The sequence below is a fragment of the Duganella guangzhouensis genome (genome assembly GCF_009674535.1).
GTDB classification, from domain to species: Bacteria; Pseudomonadota; Gammaproteobacteria; order Burkholderiales; family Burkholderiaceae_D; genus Rugamonas; species Rugamonas guangzhouensis.
The window spans coordinates 263,012-277,983 of sequence record NZ_WKJK01000001.1 but is presented as its reverse complement, the minus strand read 5'-3'; the positions used below and the strand labels follow the sequence as shown (position 1 = coordinate 277,983).

Annotated in this window: 10 protein-coding genes; 3 read left to right on the top strand and 7 right to left on the bottom strand. The window is 63.8% G+C overall.

All coding sequences use genetic code 11. The features are described from left to right. The first annotated feature begins 29 nt into the window (after positions 1-29). Entirely contained in the window at positions 30-314 is a 285-nt protein-coding gene (locus GJ699_RS01150) for a hypothetical protein (RefSeq protein ID WP_154372288.1), read from the top strand. After that, complete coding sequence (locus tag GJ699_RS01145; RefSeq protein ID WP_154372286.1) at positions 311-1,384, top strand: hypothetical protein; 1,074 nt, start codon at positions 311-313, stop codon at positions 1,382-1,384. Before GJ699_RS01150 ends, GJ699_RS01145 begins: the two co-directional genes overlap by 4 nt. Before the next feature lie 54 nt (positions 1,385-1,438). On the opposite strand, the gene GJ699_RS01140 is transcribed toward GJ699_RS01145, so the two are convergent. Genes GJ699_RS01140 through GJ699_RS01130 form a run of 3 tightly spaced genes read right to left on the bottom strand, consistent with a single transcriptional unit; the run spans position 1,439 to position 5,595 of the window. After that, positions 1,439-2,983 (bottom strand): DHA2 family efflux MFS transporter permease subunit, encoded by a 1,545-nt coding sequence (locus GJ699_RS01140; RefSeq protein ID WP_229261885.1) that lies wholly within the window; start codon positions 2,981-2,983, stop codon positions 1,439-1,441. Position 2,984: 1 nt separating this feature from the next. Further along, entirely contained in the window at positions 2,985-4,127 is a 1,143-nt protein-coding gene (locus GJ699_RS01135) for an HlyD family secretion protein (protein ID WP_154372284.1), read from the bottom strand. 19 nt (positions 4,128-4,146) lie between these two features. Beyond that, positions 4,147-5,595 carry an efflux transporter outer membrane subunit gene (locus GJ699_RS01130; protein WP_229261884.1) on the bottom strand — a complete coding sequence of 483 codons (1,449 nt, stop codon included), beginning with the start codon at positions 5,593-5,595 and terminating at the stop codon, positions 4,147-4,149. A 95-nt stretch (positions 5,596-5,690) separates the two neighbouring features. Here GJ699_RS01130 and GJ699_RS01125 point away from each other — a divergent pair, with 95 nt between their 5' ends. After that, positions 5,691-6,314, top strand: a complete 624-nt coding sequence (locus GJ699_RS01125) for a TetR/AcrR family transcriptional regulator (RefSeq protein ID WP_154372280.1) — start codon at positions 5,691-5,693, stop codon at positions 6,312-6,314. Positions 6,315-6,374: 60 nt separating this feature from the next. Here the strand turns inward: GJ699_RS01125 and GJ699_RS01120 are convergent, their stop codons facing one another. Genes GJ699_RS01120 through GJ699_RS01105 form a run of 4 tightly spaced genes read right to left on the bottom strand, consistent with a single transcriptional unit; the run spans position 6,375 to position 14,810 of the window. Beyond that, positions 6,375-8,144, bottom strand: a complete 1,770-nt coding sequence (locus tag GJ699_RS01120) for a glycoside hydrolase family 28 protein (RefSeq protein WP_154372278.1) — start codon at positions 8,142-8,144, stop codon at positions 6,375-6,377. A gap of 12 nt (positions 8,145-8,156) precedes the next feature. Continuing rightward, positions 8,157-9,725 carry a DUF5060 domain-containing protein gene (locus GJ699_RS01115; protein WP_154372276.1) on the bottom strand — a complete coding sequence of 523 codons (1,569 nt, stop codon included), beginning with the start codon at positions 9,723-9,725 and terminating at the stop codon, positions 8,157-8,159. Between the two features lie 10 nt (positions 9,726-9,735). Beyond that, positions 9,736-11,871, bottom strand: a complete 2,136-nt coding sequence (locus tag GJ699_RS01110) for a hypothetical protein (RefSeq protein WP_154372274.1) — start codon at positions 11,869-11,871, stop codon at positions 9,736-9,738. After that, entirely contained in the window at positions 11,871-14,810 is a 2,940-nt protein-coding gene (locus GJ699_RS01105; RefSeq protein ID WP_154372272.1) for a TonB-dependent receptor domain-containing protein, read from the bottom strand. Before GJ699_RS01105 ends, GJ699_RS01110 begins: the two co-directional genes overlap by 1 nt. Between the last annotated feature and the right edge of the window lie 162 nt (positions 14,811-14,972).

Sequence of the window (14,972 nt, the reverse complement as noted above, 5' to 3'; positions counted from 1 at the left end):
AAACCTGAAACCACTCGTGAAGGAGCAACATGGCTACCGTGAAAGTCACCCTGACATTCTCTGCGTCCAGCGCCACGTTAAGATTCGTGGCGTATGTTGACGACACCCCGCTGACCATCGTCAACGGCAAAGCGAGCCCGGCGCCGACGCTGGAGCAAGGCGTTGAACACGTCGTCAGCTGGTATGTGTGGGGGAATGGCGGTGACACACTCACCATCACCGCCAACAACGGCAGCAAAGACATCCTGAACAAGTCCAGCGCCATCCCTGCCAGCAAAACCAAGTCCGCCGGCTTTGCCAGGATCAAACCATGAAGCCGCGCCTGCTGCTCCTGCTTGCCTTTCTACCAGGTCTGGCCACGGCGATCGGGGACGATGGACGGTCGGCGTTGCCCGTTGGCGGTGGGCCGAAAGAGCCGTCCCAGTTGGCCTCTGGCGTCGAGCTACGGGCCGGCAAAGGTGATGATGCGGTCACGCTCAAGCTATCGCGCTACTTGTCGGCGCCGACCGACGAACCGCTGCCGAACGGAGACCGGCTAGCCCGCTTCACTAGCGGCAGTGTGTCAGTCAGCACACCACTGAGCAAGCGCAAAACAACCGAGCTACTCACGCTGGACGGCTTAGCCACGGGCACCAGTGTGGCGTTCAGTTATAGCAGCTTCAGCGCGTCTTTTCGCCCGCCCACTGCGGATCAACTACGACAAAGAATCGCGCTGTGTGATACCGTGATGAATCCCAAACGCCCAAAAAACCAGACCGACCAGGCCGCCGATGACCAGAACACCGGATGTGACAGCGCCGATATTGTGAAAAATGGCACTATCGAGCAGCAACTCGCATGGGACCGACTGTTATGGGGTAACGCCAGCATACCGCCAACCATCTGGGGTGTCAGTGCGGAAGTCGGCTTTCCAACCCATGACTATGTCAACCCCGCCAACTTGAGCAGCGAAAGCAGCAAGGAGCATCCCTGGTCGATAGGCGCCTACTACGCCATCAGCCCTGGCAGCGGCCACACGATTTACACAGTCAACGCAAAATACCAGCGCAGCTACGAGGACGGCAAAGACGGCGTACTCTGCCCGCTCACGGCACCGACCGGTGCCACCAGCCTGACCTGTGTTTCCGGCGCATTGGGCGCGCCGGTGCGCCAGACCAAAAAATTGCTTGCGCTTGATGCTCGTCGCGAGTTCGGCAGCGTGGCAGTCGGTCTCACGATCACCCACGACTTTGAGCAGCCCGCCACCAGTGTCGAGCTGCCGCTCTACCTGATCAGGAACTCAGATGGAAAGCTTAATGGCGGCTTGAAATTCGGCTACCGCAGCGACACCAAGGAATATGGCGCGGGAGTATTCATTGGCAGCACCTTCGCTATCTGGCAATGAAACCCTCACACGCGGCGGCGGGGGCTGCCGCGTGTGAGGAAAACGGTGGAAGGCTTAGTGACCGCCGCCGGCGGCGGGGTCGATCACCCGGGTCGGCTTGGGCGCCAGCCAGATCAGCGTGGCGGCCAGCAGGAATACCACGCCTAACAGGCCGAAGATTTCAGTGGTGGCCAGCATCACGCTCTGCCCTTGCACTAGCTGGTCCAGCGTCTGCAGCAACGCTTCGCCGTGGGCGCCGGTGCTTTCCAGCACGGCACGCACGCTGCCGTCGGCATCGGCCAGGCCCACCAGCTCGGCATGCTTGAGGGTGGTCAGGTCTTCCCAGTAGGTGGTGACCAGCGAGGTGGCGAACGCGCCCGACAAGGTGCGCAGGAAGTTCATCAGCCCGGCCGCACCGGCCATCTCCGCTTCGTCCACGCTGGCCATCGCCAGGCCGGTGGTCGGCACGAAGAAGAACGGCAGCCCCAACCCCATCACCATCAACGGCACGGCGATGGTCCAGAAGTCCATATCGGTGGTGGCGTGCATGCGCCACAGCGTGACCAGGCCAATCAGCGTGACGCCGCCAAACACCAATCGGCGCGGATCGACTTTGGCCGACAGCCCGGCCGCCAGCGGTGCCACCAGCACCGCGAACACCCCGGTCCACGAGGTGGCCAGGCCGGCCTCGGTGGCGGTGTAGCCCATGTAACTCTGCAGCCACAACGGCGTCAGCACGTTGATGCCGAAGAAGGCGGCAAACGTCACCGAGATGGTCAGCACGCTGACCGAGAAACCACGGTGACGGAATACGCGCAGGTCGACGATCGGGTGCTTTTCGTGCAGCTCCCAGATCATGAAGGCGGCAAAGCCGATCGCCGCCACCACCGCCAGTGCGACGATTTCATCGGAGCCGAACCAGTCCAGGTTCTTGCCCTCGTCCAGCAGCAGCTGCAGCGCGCCGACCCAGACGATCAGCAGCAGCAGGCCGACGCGGTCGATCGGGTTGCGCACCAGCGGCTCCTCATAGCGCCGCAGCAGCTTCCACGCGATGAAGGCACAGGCCAGCGCGATCGGCACGTTGATGTTGAAGATCCACGGCCAACTGTACTCGTCGCACAGATAGCCGCCGAGGATGGGGCCAAGCACCGGCGCCACCAGCGTGGTCATCGACCACAGGCCGATCGCGGCCGGCGCCTTCTCTTTCGGGAAGATGCGCAGCAACAGCGTCTGCGACAGCGGCATCAGCGGACCACCGGCCAAGCCCTGGCAGATACGCGCGAACACCAGCATGCCCAGCGAATTGGACAAGCCGCACAGCGCAGAGAACACGCCGAACATGGCCATGGCGGTGACGAATACTCGCACCGGGCCGAAGCGCGCCGCCAGCCAACCGGTCAGCGGCACGGTGATGGCCTCTGCCACCGCGTAGGACGTAATCACCCAAGTGCCCTGGCTGGTGCTGGCGCCCAGGCCACCGGCGATGTTGCTGACCGAGACGTTGGCGATGGTCATATCCAGCACCGCGATGAAGTTGGCCGAGGCCAGAATCAGCGCGGCAAACCACAGCATGCCGCCACTGAGCGGCGCCGGGTTGTGAGCGTCAAGAGCCTTGCCCATCTTACTCACCGCTGCGGGTATCGATCTTGGCCGTCATCGACAGGCCGACCTTGAGCGGATGCGCCGCCAACTCTTTGGCGTCGAGACGAATGCGCACCGGCAGCCGCTGCACCACCTTGATCCAGTTGCCGGTGGCGTTTTGCGCCGGGATGGCGGCAAACGCCGCGCCCGAGCCGCCGGCAAAGCCTTCCACCACGCCGTGGTAGGTGACGCTGCCGCCGTACAAATCGGCTTTCAGCGTGGCCTGCTGGCCGATCTTCACCTGCTCCAGCTGCACTTCCTTGAAGTTGGCGGTGACGTACATGTCCTGCACCGGCACCACCGACAACAGCGATGCACCGGCTTCGACGCGCTGGCCGATTTGCACCGTGCGCTTGGCCACCACGCCATCCATCGGCGCGCGGATCACTGTGCGATCGAGATCGACCTTGGCCTGATCGCGCTTGGCGCGCGCCAGCGCCACTTCCGGATTGCTGTCTTCATCGGTATCGCGGATCAGCACCGCATTGGCGTCGCGCGTGCCTTCAGCGGCGATGCGGGTCGCCTTGGCCTGGGCGGCGGATGCCTTGGCCGAGGCCAGATTGGCTTCCGCCGTGGTCAGCGCGTTCTTGGCGCGGGTCAGCTCATCGCCGGAGACCGAGCCGGATGCCACCAGCGCGTTGCGGCGATCATAGTCGATACGGGCGCGCTCGCGGTCGGATTCGGCCGCGGCCAGTTGTGCGGCGGCGCGCTGCTCGTCGGCGACACGGGCAGCGATTTGCGCCGACAGGCCGGCGTCATTGGCGACATAGGCGCGCACGCGGCGTTCGGCGCGGCCCAGTTCCGCCTCGGCCTGGGCCAGCGCCAGGCGAGCATCGGTCGGGTCGATCACGGCCAGCACCTCGCCCTGTTTAACGGACTGAGTGTCCTTGACCTTGACTTCAAGGATGGTGCCACCCACCGCCGGCGTCACCTGTGCCACCTCCACGGCGGCGTAGGCGTTGTCGGTGGAGACATAGTGGCTGGCGTACAGCAGCCAGTAGGCGGCCGAAGCGGCGCCAATCACGGCCACGGTGCCGGCCAGGCCAGCCAGCTTCTTGTTGCGGCGCTGTTTGACCACCAACTCGGCGGCGGCGGTCTGCGCGGGGGAAGTATGTTCAGTCATGATGATCCTTCAGTAATCGTTAGAGGGCGGCCTGGTAGCCGCCGCCGAGGGCGCGGTTGAGGGCGACGTCCAGCGTCACCGAGCGCGATTGCAAATCGGTCAGCGCGGTCAGGCTATCGAGCAGCGTGTCTTCCACCGTCAGCACGTCCAGATGGGTGGCCAGGCCGCCCTGATAGCGCTCGCGCACAATGCGATGGGCATCGCGCACCGCCAACACCGCCTCCTGCGCGCGCTGCAGACGCGCATCCAGCGCCTGACGGCTGGCGGCGTTGTCGGCCACGTCCTGCAACGCGCGCGTCAGCGTGCCGTTGTAGCTGGCCACCGCTTCGTCGTAGGCGGCTTGTGCGCCACGTAACTGGCCTTTCAAGCGGCCGCCGTTAAACAGTGGCAGCGAAATCGCCGGCCCCACGCTGGCCATGCTGGAACCAGGCTTGGTCAGCATGCCGATTCCCAGCGACTGCGCACCCACCATGGCCGACAGATTGACGTTGGGGTAGAACGCGGCCTGCTGCGCATCGACGCGGCTGGCCTGGGCTTGCGCCAGCAGGCGCGCCGCCACCACGTCGGGGCGGCGGCCCAGCAGATCGGCTGCGAGCGCTGACGGCAGGCCGTAGCCACGGGCGAAATTCAGCGTCGGCCGGGCGATGCGCAGGCCACGATCCGGCCCCGCGCCAAGCAGCGCGGCCAGGCGATTGCGCTGCAAGGCCAGCGATTCCTGCATCTGCACCAGTTGGCCCTGCGCCTGCGCCAGACGGGCATCGGCCTGACGCACGCTGCCCAGGGTTTCCATGCCGTTGGCGTAGCGCTGCGCGAACAATTTGGCGGTGGTGTCGCGCACCGTGACCATCGCCTGCGCGGTGTCGGCGGCGGCGTACAGGCGCGCCAGTTCGTTATAGGCGTCGGCCACGCTGGCAGCCAGCACCAGCCGCGATTGCGCCAGCTCGGCGCGGCGCGCTTCCTGTTCAGAAGTAGCGGCGGCCAGCGCGGCGCGGTTCTTGCCCCAGAAGTCCAGCTCCCAGCTCAGGTCCAGCGTGGCCTGGCCGTAACCGTGCGTGCCGCTCGGTGTGAACGCCTTCGGCGTCAAATAATTGCTACTCAACTTTTGGTCGCTGAGCGAGCCATTGGCCGACACTTGCGGCTTGAGCGCGGCACCAGCCACCACGCCGGCGGCTTCGGCGCTGTCCAGCCGCGCGCGCGCGGTGGCCAAGTCCGGCGAGGCTTGCAGCGCCTCGTCCACCAGCACGTTCAACTGGGCGTCGCCGTAGGCTTGCCACCAATGGTCGGCCGGCCAGGCCACGGCGGGCGCCGCGAAGGTAGCGCTGGTGGCGAAATCGGCGGCGGTTTTCATCTGGGCCGCGTCGCGCTGCGGCGGCAGTGGCGCGCAAGCGCTGACGGCGGCGGCACAAGCCACCACCAACGCCAGCCGGCGCGGCCGCCATCCTGTCAATAATGCATTGTTCTGAAGCATGAACATTCCTTAAAATGAACTGTACGGTTTAGTTTAGCATTGATTCGCGACGGCGGACAAGCTAAACTGAACTCCTACGTCTACCTAAGGTTGTCATGAAAGCAAAGACCGAGACCCGTCGTCAGGCCATCCTGGACATTGCCGAGCAGGTATTTGCCGAGTTGGGATTCGAGCGCGCCTCGATGGACGAGGTCAGCAAGCGCGGCGGCGGCTCCAAGGCGACCATTTACAACTACTTCGCCAGCAAGGAAGAACTGTTCCTGCAAGTGGTGTACCGCGCCACCGAGGCGCAATTCCTGGCCATCCACGACACCCTGGACGCCAGCGAGCCGAACGTCCAGCTAGCGCTGACCCGGTTTGGCGAACGCTTTGTCAACCTGCTCCACTCGCGCGACGTCAAGGCGATGCGGCGACTGGTGATCGCCGAGGGCGGCCGGGCCGGCCTCGGGCCGCACTTCCACGCGCTGGGACCACAGCGCAGCCACGTCATGATCCAGGCTTTCCTCGAACGCGCGATGGAAAGCGGCAAGCTGCGCCGCGCCGACAGCAACGTCGCCGCCTACCATTTCAAGGCGCTGCTGGAGTCGGAGCTAATGGAAGATTTCCAGTTCCACCTGGTTGACGTCAAAGCCGCCGATGGCGCCGACAACATCCGCACCAAAGTCGCGCGCGCAGTCGACGTATTCATGGCCGCCTACGGCCCACGCCCAACCGCCTAGCCACGCAAAAAATGTCCACCTTCGGGGTCAGTTCCAAAAATCGGACATTTTCGGCAGGCATCACTGGTTGTAGGTCTTGCCGTCGATGCGCACATTGCGCAGCTTGAGTCCATCGACGTTGTAGGCGAACCAAGGCTGCTCTCGATTGCGCGGCGTGCCAAAGTCGGAATCGCTGATGCTGATGTTCGACACCGGCATCACCTTCGTCCCCTTGGCGCCATTGAAGCTGCTGGCCACCGGCCCCAGTATCACCATCGCCTGATAGCATGAATACTCACCGTCCGTGGTCTTCGCATTGGCCACCCGCACACCGGAGATATGCACGTCCGACACCTGCGGCGGACGATGGCGCGCGCTGTCGTCACCCGGCGCGTAATCACAATCGATAGTAATCACTGCGCCACCGCTGGTCGACACCACCTGCCCTTCCAGCGCGGAACCAGGCAGCATCTTGTATGAACGGCCGCGCGTCTGCACGCCGTTCGGCAAGGTCACATCGCGCACGTAGAAATGGCGCAGGAAGCCACCGCGATTCATATTGCTCTTCATGCGGATCGCCGTGCCGAGTGGGTTGTCCAGCCAGTAGGCGTTGCGGAACTCGATCTTCTGCGCATACACATGCTCGATGCCGGCCGCCATTTCGCTGCCCAGCGTAACGCCGCCATGGCCGCTGTTCATGATGCTGTTCTGGATCACCACATTGCGCGTCGGCCCATACTGCGTATCGCGGTTCTTGCCGGATTTGATGGCGATGCAGTCGTCGCCGTTGTTGAACAGGCAGCCGTCCACCAGCACCGTGTCGCAGGACTCGGGATCGAAGCCATCCGAATTCGGCCCGATGCTATCCATCCGCACCTTGCTGAAGTGGACCTTGCGGCAGTCGACCGGATGATGTATCCAGAACGGCGTGTTCATCACCAGATAACCCTGCATCAGCACATCGCTGCAATCGATGAACTCCACCATGCTGGGACGCAGATAGTGACCCAGCCCGAATACCCGCTGCTCCACCGGCACGCCGGCCTCGGACAGGATCGGCAAAAACTTCTCGTCCGCGCGCCAATCCGGGCGGATTTTAGACGCGCCCGGCGCCAGCGCTTCGGTATTGTTCGAGTTATCCAATCCCTGATGAATCACGCCCGGCAGAGCGGCCACGCGATTCATGCCCCACCAGCAGTTGCCGCTGCCATCTTCGAACGGCACGCCGGCCTGGCCGTCGATCACGCTGGTCCAGTCCTCGCCGGTGAAGGCGATGTTCTTCTGGCCGCGCGCATAGACCATCGGTGAGAAGTTCAAGCAATCGTTGCCCTGCCAGCGCGACAGCACCAGTTTGCCGTTGGCGCCGCAGTCGTAATCGCCATCGCGCGCATAGTCGGCCGGGTTGGCGCTGAAGTAGACGCGCGCGCCAGCCGCCAGATGCACATGCACGTTCGATAGCAGCACGATCGGCCCCTTGCAGTACCAACTGCCGGCCGGGATCAACACGCGGCCGCCGCCGGCCTTGTGCGCGGCGGCGATGGCGGCGCGAATGGCGGGATAAGCATCTGGCGACTGCGGCGTCGGCGTTTGCAGCTCGCCCTTGCGGCGCATCTCGACCAGTCCCGCCACCGTCACCAGCTTGCAGCTGCGCGCGCCGAAATCGGTGATGACGAAATCCTGATCACGAAACCGCAGCGGCTGCGCGAACACGTCGATAATCTGCTGCGCCCTCGCCCACGGATCGGCTGCCGCCTGTTGTGCCGACGCTGGCCACGGCACGCCGGCCGTCGCCAGCGCGCCGGCGGCAAACTTCAACACGGTGCGACGCTGCGCGGAAGATGATTTTTTCATTTGCTGACTCATTCAAATTGAGGGCACGCGCACAATGCGCAATGCCATGTACGGCCGGCCCGGCAGCGTGATACTGCGCTGGTCCTTGTCGACATAAGTGTAATCGTCCCGCTTGCGGATTTCGAAGATGCCGTCCACCGGTGTGACCGTCATATTCCAGGTATCGATGACTTCCACCTTGAAGCGCAGGCCATCCTTCAGGCCAGTGCGGAACAACGCGAACGGCCACGCGGTGGGCGTCGCCGTGCCGAAATAGCCAAGATAATATTCGCCATGCTTGCCGGCGAACGGATAGTCCTGCCACTTGTCGATCGGGTTCAAGCCCTCGGCCGGGCTGTCGCTGAGGATCTTGCGGAAGAACGCCAGCCGCGCCGGACTATCCCCGCGCAGCACACCGCCGCGCGCCAGCCATACCAGGTCCTGCGGATCGGTATAGCTCTCGCTGTGGCCAACATAGGTGCCGGCAATCGCGCCCTGCCAGAAGCGCAGCACCATCTCCTCCGGCTTGAGCTGGCCCCAACGCTGGCGGAAGTTGCCCTCGTATTTAACTTCGTCGTACACCACCGGCTTGTTGTAGACATCGCGCAGCAGCACCGCGCGCTCTGGGTCTTTGGCGATCGCCCCGCTCTGCACACTCACATGCGTGACCCACGGCTGGTTATGGTTGTAGAACACAAAAGCGTTATGAATCGAGCGCAGATGATGATACGGGTCGCTGGCCCGCACAATCTGGAAGTAGCGGTCCCACTCGGCCATGGTCTTGCTCTTGACGAGATCAAACTCGTTGGCCAGTGACCACCACACATTGCGGTAGCCAGCCAACCGCGCCACCGCATAACGCAGATAGCGCTCGTTGACCTCGGGCGGCATCTGGTCGAAACCCCAGCGGCCACGGTCATAGGGATGGAACAGGATGATGTCCGCCTCGATGCCGAGATCGCGCAGCTGCGCCACGCGCTGCTCGAAGTGACGGAAGAAGGCCGGGTCAAAGCGGGTGAAATCCCAGCCCTTGGGCAGTTGGCCGGCAAACGGATACCAGCGCAAATCGCTGCCGCCTTTTTCGTACGGCTGCGGGAACAGCGTCATGCGGATTTTGTTGAACGGCGCGTGGGCCAGCGTCTGCAAGGTTTGCTGTTCCAGCGCATCGCTTTGATGCGCCCAGCCGTAGCTGGTGGTGCCGACCTGCCAGAACGGCGTGCCGTCGGCATAACCGAAATGCCAGGTGTTGCGCACGCTGACCGGGCCGTGGTTGCCGGCGCTGGCCGGCGTCGCGGTCAAGCTGCCGCGCTGCGCGTCCAGCGATGGGCGATTGCTGTGCGTTTGCCAGCGCCACTCGCCTTCTGCGTCGGGCATGAAGCGCAGCACGTAGCGGCCATCGCCGTCGTAAAAGCCGGTCACTTCGATCCTGCGCTCGCCCTGGCTGAAGGTGGCCGACAGTTCAACTTCCATGAACGGATTGCCTTCAGCCGGGCCTTGCAGCGCGATGTCCACCGTGCCCCAGCGCTCCACCGTCAGCGCGTGCGTCGGTTGCGATAGCAGCGCGGCGCATAATGCCAATATCGTCAGCAGGTATCGTCTCATGTTCGCTCCTTCACGGCAGGCGCTGGAAGCCTTCGGCCCTCACCTGCCAGCGGCCGTTGTGCGGGAAGCCAGGCGCGGGGCCGGCGGGTGCGCCGTCCCAGCCACCGGCCATCAACGCCACGGCGGCCAGCAGCGCGCCATTGCCGGGCAGGTAGACAGGCAAGCCGGTGTTCGGATTGTGACCGGCCTGGGTGTAGCTGTTGTTGGGGCCATCGGTTTTCAGCAGCACGTCGACGGCTTGCTCTGGTTGGCCGAGACGGGCGGCTGTCATGGCCACCATCGGGTAGTCCCAGCCCCAGATTTTGGTGGCCCAGTCCCAATTGGCCAGCACCGCGTCGAGTGTGCGGCGCATGGTGGCGCGGTCGACGCCATCGCCGGGCAGCTGACCAAGCGCCATCAGGAATGATGGGTGATCGTGGCGGCTGGCGATGTTGTCCCAGGTGTCCGGCGTGGATTCGAGGGCGACGTATTTGCCGTCTTTCTGCGGCAGTGCCGACAAGTGCGTGCGACGGAATTCCCAATCGCCGCGACGCGGCAGGCCGAGACGTTCGCGCCAGCGCTGTGCGGTTTCCAGTGCCCAGGCCCAGTAGCTCAGCTCATAGGTCGGATTCATGCTAGTGGACTGGTCGTAGATCTCTTGCGCGATCCATAGTGGTGGGCCGAGCACGAAGCGCTTTTTTGCGTTGTCCCATTCAAGCATGTCGGACATGGCCTGGGCGGTGTCTTCGACCAGTTCGCGGTAGCTTGCCAGCGTGGCCGGTGTTGGGTTGGCACGGTACAGCAGTTCGGCCAAGTGAATGGCGTGCGGCTGGTTCCAGACGATCAGCGGATTGCCGCCGGGGCTTTCGCGGCCTTCGGGACCGGTCATCTTCATCCAGCGGGCGCCGCGCAGGCCGCGCGATGCCGCCACCGCGCGGGCGGCCGGCAAGGTGCGCTGGAACCATTGCAGCGTGCGGGCGGTGAATTGCGGACGGCCCCACAGCGCGAAGTGGGCGGTGTGCCACCAGACCATTTCGGTGTGATGTTTGCCGTACCAGGTGGCGGTGGTCACGCCGCTCTCCTGGGCTGGCAGATCGTCACCCAGCTGAATCGCGGTCAGATACTGCGACAGCACCACTCGCCGCTCCAGCTCCGCCGCGCGCGGATCAGTGCTGCCAGTGAAATCCACCGCCGCCCCCGAGCGCCAGAAAGCCTCCCACCAACGCGCGCTCGCCGCGAATACCTCATCGACACCGCCGGCCATCAGCGTAGTGGCGGGCAGCACGCCCACGTCCTGTGGGCTAAAGGTCAACGTCACGGCCAGCGCGTCGCCTTCTGCTGGCCGGATTTCCAGGCTATTCGGGCCGCTGCGGGCGACGCTCATTGTGGTGGCGCTGCGCAGCGTCATGATGTAGCGTGCGTTGTCGCGACGGTGTTCCAGTACCAGCGTGTGATCGTCCTGATTCAGTATTGTGCTCTGATGGCCCTCCTCCGTCCAATCCAGCGGCGGATTGTGGCGGGTGCGGAAGTCATAGCCCAGCGGTAGCGCAATCCGCAGCGCCGCGCGGCCAGCGGCAAACAGCGGCGTCTCCATCCGCAGCGCCAACGTATCGCTATCCGGACTGGCCGCGCTGCTGACACGCAGCGGCTCGCCCAGCACGCTCACACTGCTATCCAGCCGCCCGCGCCACAGGTCCAGCCGCTGATCGACCGCCGTCACATCCGCCGGCACCAGTGCCCGCGCGCCCGCCCCGATCAGCACCAGCCCAATCTGCGGCAACGGCTGCACATGAGGATTCTGCCGCAGCCACTGCCCCGCCGGCGTATTCTGCTGCGTTGGATAACCCACCGTGCGGCCGTGCGCCGTGTAGGCGCGATTGGCGTCGGCCAGCTGATAGTTGTGGGGATTGGCATCCTGATGCCACGACCAGCGCGCCTGCGTTTCGGTCGGCGTACCAGTCTTCCAGTAAAAGTCCGGCAGCGATTGCAGACCGGTGACGTCGGCAGTGAAACAGAATCGTCCATTGCCAACACTGAGCGGCGCCATCGCATCCAGCGCCGTCAAATGCGGCGCATGCCGCGCCACCAATGCCTGCCGGTCGATCGGCGCGGCACCGCCGGCGGTGTGCACCGCCAGCGCCAACAACACTGCCCAGCCTAGCCTCATCAGAACTTGTACTCTACCGACGCCCGGTACACCCGTCCCAGCATATCCGCCATGCTGGTGATGTAACCGTTATAGATCGAGTTGGCGGTCAGCGGCGGCCACTCCTGCGTGAGGTTGTTCACCCCCAGCGAAATGGTCGTGTTCTTGATGCCCAGGTAGCGCATATTCAGATTGTACTGACTATACGAATCCACCTTGGTCAGCGTCGATCCGGTGCGCGGCGTCAGATCCGTCAGTCCCGAGTTATAACGCTGCGACAGCGTCGCACGCCAGTTGCCCAAGCTGTAGTTCAGCGCCAGCGTATGCTTCCAGCGCGGATTAATCTGCGGCATACCGGCCAGACCCGCATTCGGCCCCGCACTGCCATAGCGGCCATCGTTGGTGATGATGCCCACGTTCTGCAGCCACGGACCATCCTTCTCGCTCTGGAACTCATACTTGTGATACCAGGTGCCATCCAGCTTCACATCGAAATTGCCGAAGCTCGCGCGCGGGAAGCGATAACTGCCGGAGACATCGGCGCCGCGTATCCGCGTCTGGCCCCGGTTGGACTGGCTGGCCACAATGTGATTGATGGTGCCATCCGCATTCCGAATGATGAACGCCGCATACTTGTCCGGATTCTGCTGGATCTCCGCGATCGACGTCGCACCCAGCACATCGCGGATCAGCAAGCCCCAGTAGTCCACCGTCAGCGTCATATCCTTCATCGGCTCCAGCGCGAAGCCCAGCGAGAAGCCGCGCGATTTTTCCGGCTTGAGGAAGGAATTGTTCGGCGACTTGGTCCAGTAGGTCGTCGTCACATTACACACCTGATCGTAGGTGTAGCCCGCCTTCGGCGTACCGGTTGCCGCCACCGTCGGCTGCGAACTTGGGCACAGCACCGGATCATCCATCACCTGCGTGCGCACCTCCGGTGTCGGATTCTGGATGTCCATGATGGACGGCGCGCGGAAACCGGTCGACACCGAACTACGCAGCACCAGCGGCTGCCAAGGCTGATAACGCGCCGCCAGCTTGGGATTGACCGTGGTCTGTTTCAGATCGTCGTAATGGTCGGCCCGCACCGCGCCGTTCAGCAGGAACTTGTCGGTGATCGGCGCATCGACCTCCATCATCAGCGACGCGATCTTGCGCTGCAAATCCTTGGCCACGCCGACCGGCGTTTCGCCCACCAGATCGGTCTGCACCACCACGCCGGAAGCGTCGATGTTGTAAGTGCCATCGGCCTTCTTCAGCACATAGTCCAGCGGCGCCGCGCCCACCCGCGCTGAATCCTTGCGGAACTCGGCCGACACGGCCAGCGTCAAATCGCCGCCAGCCAGCTGCCACAAGGGCCGCGACACCGTCAGGTCGACGCTCTCGTTGTACGCCTTGTTGAGACGATAGGTATAGTCCAGCGCCTGCGCGCTTTGCAGATACGCCAGCCCGGCCGCGTCCTGCAAGCCAAACGGATTCAGGATGCCCTTGTCGAAGCCCTCCTGAATCTTCGAATACAGCACATAGCCGGCACCGGCACGCGTATCACGCTCGGCGCGGCCGTAGTTGATGCCAGCGCGGTAATCCCAACCCAACACCGTGCCCTCGGCCGACAGCACAATGCGGTCATTGCTCTGCTCATCGTTGCGATACGCCGGTCCCAGTTCGGCCGGTCCCCACTGGAAGTAAATCGTGCGGCCATTCATATTCAGAGTGCTGACCGTGCCGGGCGTCTTGGTCGCATCGATATACATGGTTGGCGTATTCGCGCCGGTGTTACTGCCCACCACCTGCACCGCCGGCGTGATGCCATTGCCCGGATAGAATCGGCTTGAAGACGACAGCGAATACGTGGTGAACGGATTGGCGGTACCCGGTACCTGCATGCCGCGATACTTCTGCACCGTGAATTCCGAATGCAGTATGTCCAGATCCAGCTTGTGGCCACCGGACAGATTCAGACTGGCGCGGCCCGCGATGGTGGTGATCTTGCTGCCATCGGTAACGGCGGTCCAGTACAGCGGATTGCGGTAGCAGCCCGGCGCATAGGTCGGCGGCGTGTTGGCGCTGGCGTTGCCCAGCGTCGGCAGCGCATACGGGTCGAGACAGCCGCTCGCGTAGGCCGGGTTGTAGCTGGTATTCGAACTGCGGCTGAAACCGAAGTTGGCGATCGGCGAAGCGTTGCGCGCATCCGGTGCCAGGCCCAGACCGAGGCCGCGCAGCACCGCCGGATCATGCTGGTCCGGACGGTCGCCCTGGAACAGCGCAGTCTTCTCCTGATGGTCGGCCGCCAGGTAGAAGTTCCAGCCATCCGACTTGACGTCACCCCAGCCGGCGATCAGGCCAAAGCTCTTGGTCTGGCCGCCACCGCTCAATTCCGGCGTCGCGTATTCGGCCTTGGCCGAGAAGCCACGGTAGTTACGCTTGGTCAGATAGTTCTGCACACCGCCGATGGCGTCGGCGCCGTAGATCGAGGCCGCGCCGCCGTTCAGCGTCTCAACGCGGTCCAGTGCCATGCGCGGTATCACGTTAACCGACACATACTGGTCCTGCAGCGGCTCGTTGGCGAGGCGGCGGCCATTCAGCAGCGTCAGCGTCCGCATCGGCCCCAAGCCGCGCAGATTGGTGACCGGACCGGCCGCGCCGGAGTTGGTGCCGAGCGACAGCGACTGCGGCTGCTCCAGCACAAAGTCCTTCAACTCGGTATTGCCGCGCGCTTCCAGCTCGCTGCTCTTGGTGATGCTGAGCGGGGTAGCGCCTTCGTCGGCCACACGGCGTATCAACGAACCGGTGACGACGATCGACACCGGCTCCGGCTCTGTGGCCGGCGCGGAATCGACAGTGGGAGCGGCGGAAGTCGCCGCGGTTTGGGCATGGGCCTCAACGGCCATTTGCAGGACAGCGCTGGCTACGGCAGCAGCCAATGAGACGCGCTGAACACGGACCTTACGTGCTTGCATCGTTGTCTCCTCTCTCTGTTGTGGTGTCGAATTGGTTCGATCACTTTTTATATGCGGTCGAGCCAGATACTAAATTGGTCCGACCACCTTCACAACAAAAAGATGGCGGTGTTGCGTTTTCAACACCGCTATCCGGCGCAATAATCAAGTTGCTGATTATTG

What these genes read in the sequence shown, in the direction of transcription:
- GJ699_RS01125 (WP_154372280.1), top strand. Translation starts at nt 5,691, where the DNA reads ATGAAAGCAAAGACCGAGACCCGTCGTCAGGCCATCCTGGACATTGCC.
- GJ699_RS01110 (WP_154372274.1), bottom strand. Translation starts at nt 11,871, where the DNA reads ATGAGGCTAGGCTGGGCAGTGTTGTTGGCGCTGGCGGTGCACACCGCC.
- GJ699_RS01135 (WP_154372284.1), bottom strand. Translation starts at nt 4,127, where the DNA reads ATGACTGAACATACTTCCCCCGCGCAGACCGCCGCCGCCGAGTTGGTG.
- GJ699_RS01130 (WP_229261884.1), bottom strand. Translation starts at nt 5,595, where the DNA reads ATGCTTCAGAACAATGCATTATTGACAGGATGGCGGCCGCGCCGGCTG.
- GJ699_RS01105 (WP_154372272.1), bottom strand. Translation starts at nt 14,810, where the DNA reads ATGCAAGCACGTAAGGTCCGTGTTCAGCGCGTCTCATTGGCTGCTGCC.
- GJ699_RS01140 (WP_229261885.1), bottom strand. Translation starts at nt 2,983, where the DNA reads ATGGGCAAGGCTCTTGACGCTCACAACCCGGCGCCGCTCAGTGGCGGC.
- GJ699_RS01115 (WP_154372276.1), bottom strand. Translation starts at nt 9,725, where the DNA reads ATGAGACGATACCTGCTGACGATATTGGCATTATGCGCCGCGCTGCTA.
- GJ699_RS01150 (WP_154372288.1), top strand. Translation starts at nt 30, where the DNA reads ATGGCTACCGTGAAAGTCACCCTGACATTCTCTGCGTCCAGCGCCACG.
- GJ699_RS01145 (WP_154372286.1), top strand. Translation starts at nt 311, where the DNA reads ATGAAGCCGCGCCTGCTGCTCCTGCTTGCCTTTCTACCAGGTCTGGCC.
- GJ699_RS01120 (WP_154372278.1), bottom strand. Translation starts at nt 8,144, where the DNA reads ATGAAAAAATCATCTTCCGCGCAGCGTCGCACCGTGTTGAAGTTTGCC.